This is a genomic window from Streptomyces sp. NPDC030296 (genome assembly GCF_055572815.1).
On sequence record NZ_JBVICQ010000001.1, the window covers coordinates 761,921 to 778,843 of the forward strand.

A 16,923-nucleotide genomic window follows, 5' to 3' on the forward strand; every position below is an offset into this window, starting at 1 on the left:
CCCGCCGCCCCTGTCAGCGGAGCGCGTCGGCCACCTCCCGGGCCGCGTCCATCACACGCGGCCCCACCCGCTCCGGCACCGCGTCGGCCAGCATGACGACGCCGACGCTGCCCTCGACACCGTTCACGCCGAGCAGCGGCGCCGCGGCACCGCTCGCCCCGGCCTCCAGCTCACCGTGGGTGAGCGCGTACCCGGGCCAGTCCCCCGGCTGCTGGCGGGCCGACAGGATCGCGCGTCCGGCGGCCCCCCGGTCCAGCGCATGACGGAATCCGGCCCGGTAGGCGACGTGATAATCCGTCCACGTCGGCTCGACGACAGCCACGGCCAACGCTTCGGTGCCGTCGACGAGGGTGAGGTGCGCGGTGGCACCTATGTCCTCGGCCAGGGACCGCAGTGCCGGCAGCGCGGCCTCCCGTACCAGTGGATGCACCTGGCGGCCAAGGCGGAGCACACCGAGCCCGACCCGGGCACGTCCGCCCAGGTCACGTCGTACGAGGGAGTGCTGCTCCAGCGTGGCGAGCAGACGGTACACAACGGTCCGGTTGACCCCGAGCTTGTTGGACAGCTCGGTGACGGTCAGCCCGTGGTCGGTGTCGGCGAGAAGTTTGAGGACACGCAGTCCCCGATCCAGCGTCTGAGAGGTCTCCGCGGTCACGACGCCCACTCCTTCGTGGTGAGGGCGGCGGCCCCCTTCGCGAGGGATGCGTCACCGGTCCCGTCGGCGACGCGCTACAGAGGCCGCCGATCGGCTGGACCCGGTTGGCTTCCGGGCGGAGTCGCTTCACGGCTGCGCTCCGCGGCGGCGCTGCCACGGGGCGTTTGCGTAGCGGGACAGTAGACGAGCCGGTTCGCTGAGCGGAAGACTCCGTCCAGAATCCGGTCAAGGAGCGGTACGGACTACTTTGATTTGTCGCGAAATGTAAGGGCGCGGCTCACAGGGCACACACAGCGCGCCGCCCGGCGCGCGGGCCTCCCCACGCGCCGTGCGATCAGCTGTCATCCGCCCGTGCGATCAGCCGCCGTCCGCCCGTGCGACCGACGCCCCGCCAGGCGCCGCCGTCACTTCATGCGGGTGGCCCACTCCTGAACCTTGGCGATGCGCTGCCGCAGCTGCCCCGCCGTGGCCTCGGCGCTCGGCGGTCCGCCGCACACCCGCCGTACCTCGGTGTGGATGACGCCGTGCGGCTTGCCGCTCTGGTGGGAGTAGGCGCCGACCATGCTGTTGAGCTGCTTGCGCAGTTCGAGGAGTTCCTTGTGGGTGACGACGGGCCGCCGGTCGGCCGGGAGCTCGACGAGGTCGGCCTCCGCGTCCGGCTTCCGGCGGCTGTGGGCGATCTGCCGGGCCTGCCGCTTCTGGAGCAGCAGCTGCACCTGGTCGGGTTCGAGGAGCCCCGGGATCCCGAGGTAGTCCTGCTCCTCCTCGCTTCCGGGGTGGGCCTGCATACCGAACTCGGCGCCGTTGTACATGACCCGGTCGAAGACCGCGTCGGACTCCAGCGCCTCGAACGGCAGCATGTCCTGCTCGCCGGTGTCCTCGTCCTGCTGCCGCTCCGCCTCGGCGAGGAGCTTCTCCTCCTCGGCGTACGGGTCCTCCTCGCCGCCCTTCTTGGGCTTGTCGAGGACGTGGTCCCGTTCGCGCTCCATCTCGTTGGCGAAGCCGAGAAGGTCGGGCACGGTCGGCAGGAACACGGACGCGGTCTCGCCGCGCCGCCGGGACCGCACGAAACGCCCGACGGCCTGCGCGAAGAAGAGAGGGGTGGAGATGGTGGTGGCGTACACCCCGACCGCGAGCCGGGGCACGTCGACGCCCTCGGACACCATGCGGACGGCGACCATCCACCGGTCGGTGTTGTGGCTGAACTCGTCGATGCGGTTCGAGGCGCCGGAGTCGTCGGACAGGACGAGGGTCGCCGAGTGGCCGGTGATCTCCCGGATGAGCTTGGCGTAGGCGCGCGCCGACTCCTGGTCGGAGGCGATGACGAGGGCGCCCGCGTCCGGGATGGCCTTCCTGACCTCGGTGAGCCGCTGGTCGGCGGCGCGCAGCACGCTCGGCATCCACTCGCCGCGCGGATCGAGCGCGGTGCGCCAGGCCTGGCTGATGGCGTCCTTGGTCATGGGCTCGCCGAGCCGCGCGGCGATCTCGTCGCCGGCCTTGGTGCGCCAGCGCATGTTGCCGCTGTAGGAGAGGAAGATGACGGGCCGCACGACGTTGTCGGCGAGCGCGTTGCCGTAGCCGTAGGTGTAGTCGGCGGAGGACCGCCGGATGCCGTCCTGCCCCTCCTCGTACGTCACGAACGGGATGGGGTTGGTGTCGGACCGGAAGGGCGTACCGGTGAGGGCGAGCCGCCGGGTGGCCGGTTCGAACGCCTCCAGGCAGGCCTCGCCCCAGGACTTGCTGTCGCCGGCGTGGTGGATCTCGTCGAGGATGACGAGGGTCTTGCGCTGTTCGCTGCGGTTGCGGTGCAGCATGGGGCGCACGCCGACACCGGCGTAGGTGACGGCGACCCCGTCGTACTCCCTGCCGAGCGGCCCCGCGCTGTACTCGGGGTCCAGCTTGATCCCTATCCGCGCCGCCGCCTCCGCCCACTGCTTCTTCAGGTGCTCGGTCGGCGCCACGACGGTCACCTGCTGCACGACGTGGTGGTGCAGCAGCCAGGACGCGAGCGTCAGCGCGAAGGTGGTCTTCCCGGCGCCGGGCGTCGCGACCGCGAGGAAGTCCCGCGGCTGCTCCTGGATGTACTTCTCCATCGCCCCTTGCTGCCAGGCACGCAGCTTGCTGGCGGTACCCCAGGGGGCGCGGCCGGGGAAGGCGGGTGAGAGGTGGTGGTTCGAGGAAGCGGTCATGGGCGCGGGCCCGGAGGGCCCTCCGTTGAGGGTGGCGGTGGGCGACGGGCGGGAGGTAGTCACGGTCTCCGGTCTGTGATCTGTGGTCGGGCGGCTCGGTGGGGTAGCGGCGAGCGGCCCTGCCACAGCGGCTCGGCCGGCTCGGCTACGTATGACAACCGGGCCACCCTACCGGCGGCGGGACCGGGTCAACGCGCCTACGACACCCGCTCCCCCGGCGATGGGATCCACCTCACACCGGCGGCTCGGCCAGCCCCCGCAGCACCTCGGAGATGGCCTTGACCTCATCCATGTCGCCGGTGGCCACGGCGATCACCAGACGTTCGGCGGCATCGATGTCCGGTTGGAGCTGTGCACCGTTCATGGCCAGGAAGACGACGCAGGACGTCCACGCCGTGCGCTTGTTCCCGTCGACGAAGGGGTGGTTGATCGTGAGTGACTGGAGGAGCGCCGCCGCCTTGTCGAACAGGTCGCTGTACGCCTCCTGTCCGAACATCGAGGCGGAGGGCCGGTGCACGGCCGACTCCAGCAGACCCGCGTCACGAATGACGACGTCCTGGTCATCGACGGCGAGTTCGGCGATGGCCAGGACGTCTTCGGCCGACAGGTAGACATACGTCACTTGAGCCGCTCCAGCAGTTCGGCCCACTTTGCGGTCTGCTCCTTGGCCGCCTTGCGGACCAGCGCCTCATGAGCGGTCCGAGCAAGGTAGTCGTCCACAGCTCTGAGCAGTATGGCGTGCATGCTGACACCCTCTTCCTCGGCACGCAGCTTGAGTGCTTCCGTCTGGTCATCACGGAGACGCAGGTTCATAGCCATACCAAAACAGTACCACCCAATGGGGCCACAGTGGTACCACCTAGGTCCTCTCCCGTAGCCGCGTCGTCACCCAGGCGCCCAGGAGGGCCACGGCCGCCATCGGCAGGAACACGGCGCTGAACGCGGCCGGGTGGGAGCCGCTGCCGGAGGCCGTGGTGGCCGTGTGGCCGGCCGCGCCGCCGCCGAGCGCGGCGAAGGCGGCGCCCCCTGCCGCGAGGAGCAGCGCGTTGGAGAGGCCGTCGGAGATCTGGAGCGCGGCGGAGTTGGTGCCTGCCTCCTCCGGGGCGGAGAGCTTGAGCAGCAGGACGCTGGTGGAGGAGATGACGAGGCCCATCCCGAAGCACCCGAAGGCCCACGCGACGGCCACGGTCCACACCGGCACCGACTCGATCAGCACACTCGGCACGGTGACGATCGCCGCCGCGACCACCACCATTCCGGTCGTCATCAACCGCTCCCGGTACGGCTCCACGCGCGCCCGCGCCTGCACCCACGACCCCAGCGCCCAGGCCCCGCCGCCCGCCGCGAGCGAGAACCCGGCGAGCGTCGGCGACAGCCCGCGCTGGGTGACCAGCATCAGCGGTACGAACGACTCGGCCGCGATGAACGACCCCGCCGCCACCCCGCGCAGCAGCACCACGGAGGGCAGCCCCCGCACCGCCCGGTACGTCCCCCTCGGCAACAGCCCCAGCACGGCCGGCACCAACAGGGCCACGCCGACCGCGGCCGGCACCACCGACAGCCACCGCAGGTCCTGGGCCGCGTACTGCAGGAGCCCGGCCCCCACCGAGATACCGAGGGCGAGCCGGATACGGCGGCGGTCGAAGGAGGGGGACGGAGAGGGGGCGCCTGCCGGGGTGTCGGGGCCGGTCGCCGGGCCGCCGACCGGTCCCGATGCCCGGCGCCGCATCTGGGGCAGCGCCAGCCCCAGCGGCAGCACGACCAGGACCGGGATGCCCACGAAGACCCAGCGCCAGCCCAGTTGTTCCGTGACGGCGCCCGCGGCGAGGGGGCCGACGACGGAGGGGATGATCCAACTCGCGGCGAACCCCGCCATGATGGACGGCCGCAGCCGCTCCGGGTACGCCCGCCCCACCACCACGTACAGCGCGACGATGACCAGGCCGCCCCCGAGTCCCTGGACGGCCCGGCCGACGATGAACAGCCACATAGCGCCGGCGGTGCCGGAAAGGAGCAGTCCGGCGGCGAACGCGGCGATGCCCGTGGTCAGCGGCCCGAGCGGCCCCCGCAGGTCCGACCACTGCCCGGACAGCACCATGCCGAACAGGCTGGTGGTGAAGTACGCGGAGAACACGAAGCCGTACGCCGAGACCCCGTCCAACTCCCGTGCGGCGACCGGCATGGCCGTCCCCACCGCCATCGCCTCGAACGCGATCAGCAGCACGACGGAGACGATGCCGACGCTGAGCGCCCGGTAGGAGCGCCCCAACACCCCCTCCGCACGCTCGCCGAGAACAACCGGATCAGCATCCTGCGCAACGCCCGTGCCACGCGGCCTCAGAGCACCCATGCCCGCCAGCGTAAGGGGCATGCCCGACATTGACCCCTGTCCGGAGTCCCGCATCCCGTGCGACCTTGGTCGTACGCCCCCGTCCCTACTCCCTCACGAACCCCGAACACCCCACCCCACGCCCTTTCATGAACGGCGTATGGCAGTCCCGTTGCGGCCCCCACGCACCCCTTGAGCCCCGCCGACTCCCCCGCCTACGGTCTGTACATCGAGTTCGAGCAATCACCCGAAGTTCCCCGAAGCACCGTGATTGCCCCAACCCGGCCGTGTGCCCGAGTGGTTTAGGGACTCGCCTGCAAAGCGAGTTACGTGGGTTCGATTCCCGCCACGGCCTCCGCGGGAAAGACGGCCGGCCGCTGTGAAGCGGTCGGCCGTTGTCGTGGTCGCCCGGGGCGGGGCGAACCGCTCCCGCGGGCCCCAGCGGAGCGGTCAGCCGTCCGCGCAGGCCTCGTTGCGGAGGGTTTCCACCCAGCAGCCCGTCGCCGTCTTCTCGCGCTTCTCCCGCTGGAGGAGCCAGAGGGTGAAGGCGAAGGTGGAGATGTCGGCGTTGAGCGGGCAGAGCGTGGACTCGGGCTCGCTCCAGTTGAGGGCGGCGCCGGTCGTGCCGTCGAGGACGACGCTGTTGCCCTCGACGAAGTGGCCGAGACGGATCAGTCGGGTCGCCTCGGCGGGAAGCCGGTCGGCGGGGAACCCGGGGCGTTCGTGCGCGTAGTACTCGGCGAGGGTCGGCAGCGGGATGTCCGTGTCGAGCTGGAAGAGGGCGTGCTCCTCGGGCAGGCCCATGTCGCGCAGGAAGCGGCGGGTCGGCTCGTGCGTGAGCGTCGCCGGGAAGTCGAAGTCCTCGAAGCGCCACACCTTGCTCTGGCCGAACTCCTCGTCCAGCAGCAGGGCGGGCAGGTCCAGTGCCAGTCCGGACAGTGTCGCCGGTCCGGCGGTCACGGTCAGGTCCGTCAGGTCGTTCAGGTCCGTCAGGCCCATGGTCCCCATCGTCATCGTGCTCTCGGCTCCCCCCAGCACATGGTGCGCGGCGCGCTACCCCCCGGCAGGGGACAACACCGCACCGCCCAGCGGTCGTTGCCGTCCCACTCCCAGAACCTTACGCCGCCCCACTGACAACGCCGGCCGCACACGCGAACACCAGCCAACGAGCTTCCGACGGGGACCGGTCGGCAAGGCACCACCAGGACCGGTCAGGCCCCCGTCACCACCGCCGCCTGCGGCCGGATCGGCAGGCGGTTCACGGGGCGGCCCGTCGCGGCCCGGACGGCGGAGGCGATGGCCGCCGGTGAGGTGACCACCGGCACCGCGCTGGCCGCCTTCGCGCCGAAGGGGGCCACCACGTCCCGCTCCTCCACCAGCTTGACGATCTGGATGTCGGGGGCGTCGAGCGCGGTCGGCAGGGAGTAGCCGGTCAGGTCGGGGTGGCGGATCAGACCGCGCGGGGTGCGCAGGTTCTCCGTCAGCGCGATGCCGACGCCCTGCGTGACACCCGCCTCGATCCGGGCGTTGAGCTGCGCGGGGTTGAGGACCCGGCCCACGTCCTGGGCGACCGCCAGCTCCACGACCCGTACGGAGCCGAGTTCGATGTCGACGTCCACGACCGCGCGGATCGCGCAGAAGGCCATGCCCACGAACGCGTCGCCCTGGCCCGCGCCGTCCAGCGGCTCGGTGGGATGCGGGCGGCACTGCGCGGTGGCCCACAGCTCCTTGCCGTCGAGCGCCTCCGCGACCGTCGTCGACAGGACACCGTCGTACGACGTGATCTTGCCGTCGGTGATCTGGAGCAGCTCCGTGGACATGCCGAACTTGTGGGCCAGCGGCTGGAGCAGCTGGGTGCGGACCATCTTCGCCGCGCGTTCCACCGCGCCGCCCGACACCCAGGTGTGGCGGCCCCGGCAGCCGGCGCCCGCGGGGGGCTGGTCGGTGTCGACCTGGGCGATGTGGACCTCGTCGATGCCGAGGGTCTCCTGGACGATCTGCCGGGCGAGGGTGGAGAAGCCCTGCCCGGTGTCGACGGCGGCGCACAGCACGGTCGCGATGCCGTCGTGGACCTTCACGGTGGCCGTGGAGACCTCGTCGGCGCCCTCCGCGCCGAGCATGTGGACCATGCCGAGGCCGTAGCCGACGCCGCGCCGGACCGCGCCCGGCTCGCCCGCGCCCTCGGGGCCGCCCGGCAGCAGCCACTCCTCCTCGGGGGTGTCCTTCGGCAGCGCCGGGAGCGGGAACTCCCGGACCGCTTCGAGGAGTTCGGCGACCGGGGCCGGGCAGGTCACGGACTGCCCGGTCGGCAGCACGTCACCCGTGGACATCACGTTGCGCATGCGCAGCTCGGCCGGGTCGAGGCCCAGCTTCTTGGCGAGCTTGTCCATCTGCGCCTCGTACGCGGCGCACACCTGCATGGCGCCCTCGCCGCGGACATGGCCGGAGGGCGGGTTGTTGGTGCGGACCACCCACCCCTCGATGAAGGCGTTGGGGACGATGTACGGGCCGCAGGCGAACGACACGGCCGCGGCCAGGGCCTCGGACGAGGTGTCGGCGTACGCGCCGGCGTCGAGCAGGATCTGCGCCTCGACCTTGACGAGCCTGCCCTCGGCGTCCGCGTGGTGGCGGTAGCGCAGGAGCGTCGGGTGCCGGTGCGCGTGGCCCAGGAAGGACTCCTCGCGCGTGGCGGTCAGCTTGACCGGGCAGCCGGTCTTCAGCGCCAGCAGCCCCAGGGGGAGCTGGAAGCCCTGGTCCTCGCGGTCGGCGGTGGCGCCGGGCACCCCGGTGACGACGATCTTCACGCGGTCGGGGGCCAGGCCGTACACGGCGGCGGCGGTGTCGCGGTCGGTGTGCGGGTCGGTGGAGCCGAGGTACAGCTCGACACCGCCGTCCGGGCGGGGCACGGCGAGGCCGGCCTCGGCGCCGATGGGGGCCGGGTCCTGGCGGCCGATGCGGTACTGCCCCTCGACGACGATCTCGCCGGAGGCGTCGGGGTCGCCGTGGCGCAGCGGGATGTGCCGGATCAGATTGCCGTCGGGGTGCAGGGGTTCGGCCTCGAAGGCCTGCTCCGGGTCGATCACCGGGTCGAGCACCTCGTACTCGACGATGACGGCGGCGGCGGCCATCCGCGCGGTGTCCGGGTGGTCGGCGGCGACGGCCGCGATGGGCTCGCCGTGGTGGCGTACGACCTCGGAGGCGAACACCGGCCGGTCGATCTTGCCGCGGCCGTGCAGCGGGGTGCCCGGCACGTCCTCGTGGGTGACGACGGCCCGGACGCCGGGCATCTCGCGCGCGTGGGACGTGTCGATGGACACGATGCGCGCGTGCGGGTGCGGTGAGCGCAGGACGGCCGCCCACAGCAGGCCCTCGGCCCACAGGTCGGCCGCGTAGGGGAAGGTGCCCTCGGACTTGGCGCGGGCGTCGGCGGACGGCAGGGACACGCCGAGCCCGTGCGGCGGTGCCTCCGGTGCGGGCGCGGCGTCCCCGGCGGTGCCTGCGGTGCTGGTGATCGCGGGCGTCGCGGTGGCTGCGTCGTTGCTCACGCCTGGCCTCCGTCCTGGCCGAACGACTGGTCCTGATCGTCGAAGTTCCGGCCCTGACCGCCGTAGGTGTCGTCATGACCACCGAACGACTGGCCCTGACCGCCGTACGTGTCGCCCTGGCCCCCGAACGACTGGTCCTGGCCTCCGAAGCTCTGGCCCTGACCGCCGTACGTGTCGCCGTGACCGCCGAACGACTGCCCCTGACCGCCATAGGAGTCGTCGTGACCCCCGAATGACTGGTCCTGGCCACCGAACGACTGGTCCTGGCCCCCGAAGCTCTGGCCCTGACCGCCGTACGTGTCGCCGTGACCGCCGAACGACTGCCCCTGACCGCCGTACGTGTCGTCCTGGCCGCCGAAGTGCAGCCCCTGACCGCCGTACGACTGGCCGGGGTCGTGCGGGGCCGGGGGCGGGGCCCCCTGGGCCTCGTAAGCCGCCGGGTTGACGCCGCCCGCGCCGGGGCCCGCCTGGTGCGGGATGCGTGCCTCGTCGGTGTCGGCGCCGGTGTCGCTGTCGCCGACCGCGTGCGACGCGCGTTCGGCGACGACGTCGCGGACGGCCGCCAGCACGCCGCGGTAGCCGGAGCAGCGGCAGAGGTTGCCGCACAGCGCCTGGCGGGCCTCCAGCTCGGTGGGCGCCGGGTTGCCCTCCAGGAGGTCGTGCACGGTCATCGCCATGCCGGGCACGCAGAAGCCGCACTGGACGGCGCCGCACCGGGCGAGCGCCCGCTGCACGTCGGAGGGCTGTCCGTCGACGGCGAGTCCCTCGACGGTGCGCACCTCGCTGCTCGCCGCGGTGACGGCGGGCACCAGACAGGAGGCCACGAGGCGGCCGTCGACCTGGACGTTGCAGGCGCCGCACTCGCCCTGGGAGCAGCCGTCCTTGGCGCCCGCGAGGCCGAGCCGCTCGCGCAGCACGTAGAGCAGCGACTCGCCGATCCAGGCGTCGGTGACGGGCCGGTCGGCGCCGTTGACGCTCAGGACGTACGAGGCGAGGGGGTGGTCGTCGTGCGGGGGCGGGGTGGGCTCGGCGGCCGGGTCCGCGGCGCCCGAGTCCTCCGCGCCGGACGTCTCCGCGTCGGACGCCTCGGCGGGCGTCTCCGCCTCCTGCGGGTCCGTGGGGTCACCGTCGGCCTCGGCGGCCTGCTCGGCGCTCCCGGCGGGCTCCTGGGCGCCCTCGGGGGCCTCGGGGGCCTCCTCGGCGGCGTCGGGGGCCGGCGCCTCGGCGGGAGCGCCGGAGGGCTCCTGGGGGGCCTCGGCGGGCGCGTCGGCCGGGGGTTCCTCGGTGGCGCTCTCCTCGGCACGTGCCGGGGGCGGCGGCGCGGTCCACGCGGTGCCGATCTGCTCGGTCGCCCAGGGTGCGGGGGCGCCGCCGGGCAGGGTGGCGGGCGGGGTGCCGCCCCACTGCTCGACCAGGGCCGAGGTACTGAACTCGCCCGATTCGTCCGGAAGGTCACCTCCGGCGACCGGGATCGACCACTCGCCGGTCACGTCGTGACCGCGTGCGGCGCCTTCCTGCGCGGCGGGCTCCTCGAACGTCCACTGCCCGGTCGAGCCGGGGTCGTACGTGAACCCGTCCTGCGCCGGGGGCTGTTGCTGTCCGGCGTTCGGGTCGTGCCACTGGGCGCCCTCGGCCGGCATGGCCCAGGAGCCCGTGCCGGACGGGTCGGTCCCGGCGGCGGGCGGGTTGGCCGCTATGGGCGGCGGCACATAGCCGTGGCCGGGTGCGGCGAGGGGGCTGTCGGCGGCGAGCAGCGCGTCGATGCCCCCCTCGGGGAGCTGAACGAAGGTGGTGGCGCCGTCGTCGTAGTCGCCCTGCGGCAGTCGCTCCCAGCCGCTCTGGCCCCCCTGCTGCCCGGTGCCCTCTCCGTGCTGGTCGTCGGTCACGACAGCGCCCTCCCCAGTGCTCGTCGGGCCAGCGCGGCGACGGTGCGCCGCAGGTGCAGTACGGCGGGCGGAAGCGGTGGCACGGAGCCGTCGACCTCGGGGGCCGGGTCCGGGATGCAGGCGGCGGCGACGTACTCGCCGAAGGCCTGCAACGCCTCGGGGACCAGGGTGCGCTCGCCGTCCCAGTCGATCAGCCCGGCGACCCACGCCTCGGCGTCCAGCGGGCGCAGCGGCATCGGCGCTATGGCGCCGACGGCGCACCGCACACCGCGCCGGGCGGGGTCGAGGACGAGGGCGACCGAGGCGGCGGCGCGGCCGGGGCCGGTCCGCCCGGTGGCCTTCAGGAAGACCTGGGGGGCGTGCAGCAGCGGCACGCGCACGAACCCGATCAGTTCGCCGGGGCGCAGCATCTCCATGCCGGCCAGCAGATGGGAGACGGGCATCTCACGGCGGGCCCCGCCCGGTCCCGCGATGACCAGCGTGGCCTCCAGGGCGGCCAGCACCGGCAGCGCGTCCCCCGTGGGGGCGGCCGTCGCGATGTTGCCGCCGAGGGTGCCCGCGTTGCGGATCTGCGGCGGTCCGGCGGCGCGCGCGGCCGCGGCGAGCGCCGGAATGAGCGCCGCGAAGTCCGGGCGCCCCATCCGGGCGTGTGTCAGCCCGGCGCCGAGCAGGGCGTGTCCGTCCTGGTACTGCCAGCCGCGGATCTCGCTGATCCTGCCCAGCCCGACCAGCGCGGCGGGCCTGAGCTGCCCGGAGTTGACCGCGGTCATGAGGTCCGTGCCGCCCGCCACCGGAACCGCCCAGGGCATGGCGGCGAGGGCCGCCACGGCCTCGTCGAGCGAGCCGGGCAGGGTCACGGCCTGCGCCGCCTGCGGTGCGTGCGTGGTCAAACCGGCTGCCCCTTCCCGCTGCCCCACCGTAGGGCCTGTCTTACGGATCACACCTGGAGACGGGGCTCGCTGCGCGCCCCGCTCACCGGCCATCATCCGGCACCGTTGCCCGAAGCCGGCATGATCCGAACGACAGACCCTGGTCCGCCTGTGTTGCCGTACGGTACGTGCTGACAGGGTGGACGTGGCAACTCTGGCACATTCTCGCGAGGCCCGAACGCGGGGGTCCGCTAGGAGGCATTCGCCCACCTCACCTCAGGGATGGTCCGTTTTGGTGCAGGATCTCCCCACCGGTTCTTTTTGCTGACCTTCGGCGATTTATACGCCTCTTGTTCCAGGTGAGGGCCACCTCACGGGGCATCGGCTTTCGGACGCGCGTGCGCGCCGCCGCCTCACACGTTCGGGGGCGCCCCCTCGATCGGGCGTCCGAGCACGCCGGGCCGCCGCTGCCACGGGCGGGGTCCGCCGGGCGGCCGATAACCGACCCCCAGGGCGTCAAGTCGGCGATAGTGGGAGGTCATCCGCCGCTCGAAGTCGGCGAAGTCCCGCTCGGCGGGCGCGGGCAGCCGGCTCCAGGCCACCTCGGCGAAGGCCGCGAGCCGCGGGAACGCCTGGTAGTCCACGCGCGCGGGGTCCTCCATCACCTCGGTCCACACATTGGCCTGGGTGCCCAGCACGTGCCGCGCCTCCTCGAGCGTCAACTCCGGTGGAACCGGCTCGAACCGGAAGACGTCCTCCAGGGTGCGCACATAGCCGATCGGGACCGGTTCGTCGGGGCCGTCGTGCTGACGGTGGTCCAGGTAGACGTGCTGCTCGGGGCACATGACCACGTCGTGGCCCGCGCGGGCCGCCGTGACGCCGCCCGCGTAGCCCCGCCAGGACGACACGGCCGCACCCGGCGCGAGGCCTCCCTGCAGGATCTCGTCCCATCCGATCAGGCGACGTCCGCGCGCCGTCAGCCAGTTGTCGAAGTGCCGGACGAACCACGACTGCAGGCCGTCCTCGTCCGTGAGTCCGAGTTCCCGGATGCGCGCCTGCGCGGTGGCCGAACGCTTCCACTGGTCCTTGACGCACTCGTCGCCGCCGATGTGCACGAACGTCGAGGGAAAGAGTTCCAGGACTTCCTCCAGGACCCCTTCGTAGAAGCGCAGGGTGGTGTCCGTGGGGGCGAGGACGTTTTCGTTGATGCCCCAGGTGTCCCAGACGGTGAGGGAGGCCGTGTCGACGACATCGGTGTTGCCCAGTTCCGGATACGCGGCGATCGCGGCCTGGCTGTGTCCCGGGATGTCGATCTCGGGGACCACGGTGATATGCCGTTCGGCGGCGTAGGCGACGATCTCGCGGAGGTCGTCACGCGTGTAGTGACCGCCGTGCGGCTTCTCCTCCCACAGCGGTGACGCCCTATGACCGAATTTCGTACGGGCCCGCCAGGAACCGACCTCCGTCAGCCTCGGGTATCGCTCGATCTCGACCCGCCAACCCTGGTCGTCCGTCAAGTGGAAGTGGAGGACGTTGAGTTTGTGCGCGGCCATCAGATCGAGATAGCGCAGCACCTGGTCCTTGGGCAGGAAGTGCCGGGCGACGTCGAGCATGAGGCCGCGCCAGGCGAAGCGGGGGGCGTCCTCCACGGTGACCTCCGGGAGGTCCCATTCCCGGCCGGGCCGCAGGGGCGCCCGCCGGTGGGCGTCGGGACCGAGCAGTTGCCGGAAGGTCTGCGCGCCCCAGAAGACGCCCGCCGCGCTGCCGCCCTGGATGAGGTGGTCGGCGCCGCCGGTGACCACGCGGTAGCCCTCCGGCGGCAGGTCCGGCTCGATGCCGAGCACGAGCCGGTGGGCGGACCCGCCGCCCTCGGTGAGGGCGTATCCGGTCGCCGCGCCGACCGTTTCCCGCAGCCGGCGCGCGACGCCCTCGGTGCCGGGGCCGGCCACCAGCCGGGTCCCCTCGTCCAGCCGGCCCCGGCCGGAGCCGTTCCGTACGAGGCGTCGCGGCGCCGGAATCAGTTCCGTTCCGTCGAGTTCCGTCATGTCACTCCTTGACCGCTCCGCCCAGTCCGGAGACCAGCCGTCGCTGGACGAGCACGAAGAAGACCAGCACCGGAATCGTCATCACCGTGGACGCCGCCATGACGCCGCCCCAGTCGGGTTCTTCCGGCTTGAAGAAGACGAGCAGGGCCATCGGCAACGTCGACCGGGAGGTGTCGCTGATGATGAAGGACTTGGCGAACAGGAAGTCGTTCCAGGTCGAGATGAAGGAGAAGACGCTGGTGGCGACCAACCCCGGCAGGACGAGTGGGAAAAGGATCTGCCACAGGAATCGGGAACGGCTCGCCCCGTCGAGTTGGGCGGCCTCCTCCAGGGACTCCGGTACGGCCTTCACAAAGCCCCTCAGCATCCAGATCGCGAAGGGCAGGGAGAAGGCGATGTGGGGCAGGATCAGCGCGCCCAGGGTGTTGAGTTGACCGGCGTCCCGCATCAGGAAGAACAGAGGGATGGTGAGCGCCTCCACGGGCACCGTCTGGGCGATCAGGAACATGATCAACAAGGTGGTCCGGAAACGGAAGCGGAATCGGGTCACCGCCGTCGCCGCGAGAAACGCGATCAGCGCGGAGGCGATCACCACGGCGCAGGCGACGACAACGCTGTTGAGGAAGTAGCGGCCGAATTCCTGCTGCCCGAGGACCCGGCGGAAGGAATCCAGTGTCGGCTCAAGGGTCCAGGGCCGGGTCTCGGCCGACTCGATCTCACCCGCCGGTCTGACGGCGCTCAACACCATCCAGTACAGCGGGAACGCCACCACGGCCGCGATGACCAGCGCGGACGCCTCCGCGGCGAGCCGCCGGGGCCGTCTCGGCCGCCGCCGGAATCCCGTCGCGTTCACAGCTCCTCCCCCTGTCCACGGAGCAGCCGCAAATACACCAGGGTGATCGCCAGCAGAATCACCAGCATCACCACGCCGATCGCCGAGCCGAGGCTGTACTCGGAGGCGGCGAACGCCTTTTGGTAGGCGTACACGTTCAGTACGAGGTTCTGGCCGGCGATACCGCCGCCGCCCGTCATCACATAGATCTGGGTGAAGACCTTGAAGTCCCAGATGATCGACTGAATGGTGACGACGACGAGGATCGGGCGGAGCATCGGGGCGAGCACCGACCGCCAGATCCGCCACTGCGAGGCCCCGTCGAGGGCCGCCGCCTCCAGGACCTCGGACGGGACGGCCCGGATGCCCGCGTAGACCGTCACCATCACGAACGGGAAGGAGCACCACACCACTTCCAGCAGGACGAGGAAGAAGGCGCTGTACCGCCCGTACGTCCAGGAGTGGTCGCCGAGCCCGAGCACCCGGTTGACGGGGCCGAAGTCGGGGTCGAACAGCAGCAGCCACACCGTCGAGCCGGTGACCGCCGGGGTCGCCCACGCGCCCAGCGCGGCCAGCATCAGCGCCAGCCGAGGCACGGCCCGCACCCGGGTCAGCAGCACGGCCAGGGCGCAACCGACGGCCAGCGTGGACACCACACAGGCCGCGGCGAAGCCGACGGTGGCCAGCAGCACCTGCCAGAACTGGGCGTCCGAGAAGAGTTCGGCGTAGTTCCCGACCCCCCGGAAGGAGGTCGGTTCGCCGCCGCTGACCTGCGCCTGGGTGTACTCCAGCAGGGAGATCAGGCCGAGTTGGCCGACGGGATAGACGAGCAGCGCGCCGAGCACGACGAGCGCGGGGGCGAGATAGAGCCAGGGGGTCCAGGCAGCGGCGGCCCGCGGGCGCGCGCGGGGGTGCGGGACGGCGGAACCGCCTCGCACCCGCGAACGCACCGTGCCACCCGGGCTGGTGGGCACCGGCGTCACCCGACGGAGCTGAACGCGTCGTTCATCCGGTCCGCCGCGTCCTCGGACGCCTCGTCCACGTCCTTCTTGCCGCTGACGACCTCCTGGAACATCGTCGGCAGCACCTGCGACGCGTCGACCTGGGCCCACGCGGGCGATACCGGCACGAACCTGGTCCCCGAGGACAGCGTCTTCACGAACGGCTCGATGAACGGCTCCTTCTTCGCCGCCTCGGCCCGGACGTCGGTGTACGTCGGCAGGAAGCCCATCGCGTCGAAGAGCGCGCCCTGGGTCCGCTTGGACGCGAGCCGCTTCATGAGGTCGACGGCGAGCGTGCGGTGCGTGGTGCTCCTGAGGACGCCGATGTTGTTGCCGCCCGCGAACGCAGGCGCCACCGAACCGGACTTCACCCCCGGGAGCGGTACGACCGCGTACTTGCCCTTGACCTTCCCGGCCTCCACGGCGGCGTGGCTGAAGTCCCCGCCGATGGCCATGCCGGCCTTGCCCGCGGCGAACGCGGTGACGGTGTCGTTGCCGCCCATGCCCGCGCACTTGGCGGCCGGGCAGTTGTCGTCGCCGAACAGCGAGGTGTACGTCTCGATGCCCTTGCGGGCGGCGGCGCTGTCGATGGTGGAGGCGTACGAGCCGCCCCGGCCCTCGGCTATCTCGCCGCCGTTGGCCCAGACGAAGGGCATCGCGCCGTAGGTGTACGCGCCGCCGACGACGAGGCCGTACAGCTCGGGCCTGGCCGCGCGGATCCGCTGGGCGGCGGTCGTCAGCTCGTCCAGCGTCCTCGGGGGCTCCAGGCCGAGTTCGTCGAAGACGTCCGTGCGGTAGTACAGGGCGCGGACGCCCACGAAGAAGGGGGCGCCGTAGACCTTGCCGTCGACGGTGACGGAGGTCCTGGCGGTGGGGTCGGAGTCCTTGGAGTCGGCCCAACCGTTGAACTCCGTGGTGACGTCGGCGAGTCCGCCGTCCTTGACGTAGCCGGCGGTGTCCGTGTTGCCGTACTCGATGACGTCGGGGGCGCTCTCGGGGTCGTTGAAGGCGGCCTTCATGCGTTCCGCGCGGGTCTCGACGGGGATGTACTCGACCTTGACCTTCGCGCCGTCGTGCGCCTTCTCGAAGGCGGCGACGACCTTGTCGACGACCTGCTCCTTCGGCGCGTTGCTCACCTCCCGGAAGAGCCAGAGCCGCAGGGTGCCGGTTTTGTCGTCCTTCGCGGCGGACGAGTTGTCGGACGTCCCGGGAGCGCAGGCGGTGAGCCCCGCGAGGGCGAGGGCCGCCATGGGGGCGACGAGTCGGGCGGCGAGCTTCATGGCGCGTGGTCCTCCGGAGGGGGGTGCGGAGTGTTGCATTCTCTGCAACGGGCGTTCTGCTCTCTACAACACACCGGAGGCTATGGAGTACATGAACATGACCACAAGAGGTCTCGACCAGTTGTGACCAAGAGGGCGCCTGATGACTTCGGGGGTCAGTGTCGTCGCGCTTTCCCGACGAACCGGGCCCGCGGGCCCGAGCCTTGGGGCGCGGGGAACTGCGCGAGAAACCACATACCACCCGCACCCGCCAACGAACGCGCACGGCGCAGCAGCGCGGAGGCGCAGCAAA

Annotated in this window: 13 protein-coding genes and 1 tRNA gene; 1 reads left to right on the forward strand and 13 read right to left on the reverse strand. The window is 71.9% G+C overall.

The genetic code is table 11. From position 1 onward, the window contains the following. Positions 1-13 precede the first annotated feature (13 nt). The 5 genes from ACZ4Z3_RS03255 to ACZ4Z3_RS03275 all read right to left on the reverse strand — a co-directional run bounded on the left by ACZ4Z3_RS03255 (position 14) and on the right by ACZ4Z3_RS03275 (position 5,194). Positions 14-655, reverse strand: a complete 642-nt coding sequence (locus ACZ4Z3_RS03255) for an IclR family transcriptional regulator (RefSeq protein WP_055538604.1) — start codon at positions 653-655, stop codon at positions 14-16. 404 nt (positions 656-1,059) lie between these two features. Then, positions 1,060-2,844 (reverse strand): DEAD/DEAH box helicase, encoded by a 1,785-nt coding sequence (locus tag ACZ4Z3_RS03260; protein ID WP_468499410.1) that lies wholly within the window; start codon positions 2,842-2,844, stop codon positions 1,060-1,062. Between the two features lie 232 nt (positions 2,845-3,076). Further along, positions 3,077-3,466: a type II toxin-antitoxin system death-on-curing family toxin gene (locus ACZ4Z3_RS03265; RefSeq protein ID WP_468499411.1), complete on the reverse strand. Its 390-nt coding sequence runs from the start codon at positions 3,464-3,466 to the stop codon at positions 3,077-3,079. Then, complete coding sequence (locus ACZ4Z3_RS03270) at positions 3,463-3,663, reverse strand: ribbon-helix-helix protein, CopG family (RefSeq protein ID WP_016826066.1); 201 nt, start codon at positions 3,661-3,663, stop codon at positions 3,463-3,465. Before ACZ4Z3_RS03270 ends, ACZ4Z3_RS03265 begins: the two co-directional genes overlap by 4 nt. A 40-nt stretch (positions 3,664-3,703) precedes the next feature. Beyond that, complete coding sequence (locus ACZ4Z3_RS03275; protein WP_468499412.1) at positions 3,704-5,194, reverse strand: MFS transporter; 1,491 nt, start codon at positions 5,192-5,194, stop codon at positions 3,704-3,706. A gap of 262 nt (positions 5,195-5,456) precedes the next feature. Here ACZ4Z3_RS03275 and ACZ4Z3_RS03280 point away from each other — a divergent pair. Continuing rightward, positions 5,457-5,528: transfer RNA gene (locus ACZ4Z3_RS03280), tRNA-Cys, on the forward strand. A gap of 95 nt (positions 5,529-5,623) precedes the next feature. Here the strand turns inward: ACZ4Z3_RS03280 and ACZ4Z3_RS03285 are convergent. From ACZ4Z3_RS03285 to ACZ4Z3_RS03320, 8 genes are all read right to left on the reverse strand, one after another. Further along, entirely contained in the window at positions 5,624-6,187 is a 564-nt protein-coding gene (locus ACZ4Z3_RS03285) for an SUKH-4 family immunity protein (RefSeq protein WP_390951043.1), read from the reverse strand. A 197-nt stretch (positions 6,188-6,384) separates the two neighbouring features. Next, positions 6,385-8,718: a xanthine dehydrogenase family protein molybdopterin-binding subunit gene (locus ACZ4Z3_RS03290; RefSeq protein WP_468499413.1), complete on the reverse strand. Its 2,334-nt coding sequence runs from the start codon at positions 8,716-8,718 to the stop codon at positions 6,385-6,387. Next, the gene (locus ACZ4Z3_RS03295) at positions 8,715-10,604 is read right to left on the reverse strand and encodes a (2Fe-2S)-binding protein (RefSeq protein ID WP_468499414.1); all 1,890 of its coding nucleotides are present in this window, start codon (positions 10,602-10,604) and stop codon (positions 8,715-8,717) included. Before ACZ4Z3_RS03295 ends, ACZ4Z3_RS03290 begins: the two co-directional genes overlap by 4 nt. Next, positions 10,601-11,494, reverse strand: a complete 894-nt coding sequence (locus ACZ4Z3_RS03300) for an FAD binding domain-containing protein (RefSeq protein ID WP_055512741.1) — start codon at positions 11,492-11,494, stop codon at positions 10,601-10,603. Before ACZ4Z3_RS03300 ends, ACZ4Z3_RS03295 begins: the two co-directional genes overlap by 4 nt. Positions 11,495-11,886: 392 nt before the next feature. Continuing rightward, positions 11,887-13,518, reverse strand: a complete 1,632-nt coding sequence (locus ACZ4Z3_RS03305; RefSeq protein WP_468499415.1) for a beta-N-acetylhexosaminidase — start codon at positions 13,516-13,518, stop codon at positions 11,887-11,889. A 1-nt stretch (position 13,519) separates the two neighbouring features. Next, positions 13,520-14,371, reverse strand: coding sequence for a carbohydrate ABC transporter permease (locus tag ACZ4Z3_RS03310; protein WP_468499416.1), 852 nt, complete (start codon positions 14,369-14,371; stop codon positions 13,520-13,522). Beyond that, a complete protein-coding gene (locus ACZ4Z3_RS03315; RefSeq protein ID WP_468499537.1) occupies positions 14,368-15,288 on the reverse strand; it encodes a carbohydrate ABC transporter permease in 921 nt (306 codons plus the stop codon). The genes ACZ4Z3_RS03310 and ACZ4Z3_RS03315 overlap by 4 nt, the downstream gene beginning before the upstream one ends. A 41-nt stretch (positions 15,289-15,329) precedes the next feature. Next, positions 15,330-16,631: an extracellular solute-binding protein gene (locus ACZ4Z3_RS03320; RefSeq protein WP_468499417.1), complete on the reverse strand. Its 1,302-nt coding sequence runs from the start codon at positions 16,629-16,631 to the stop codon at positions 15,330-15,332. Positions 16,632-16,923: the final 292 nt, after the last annotated feature.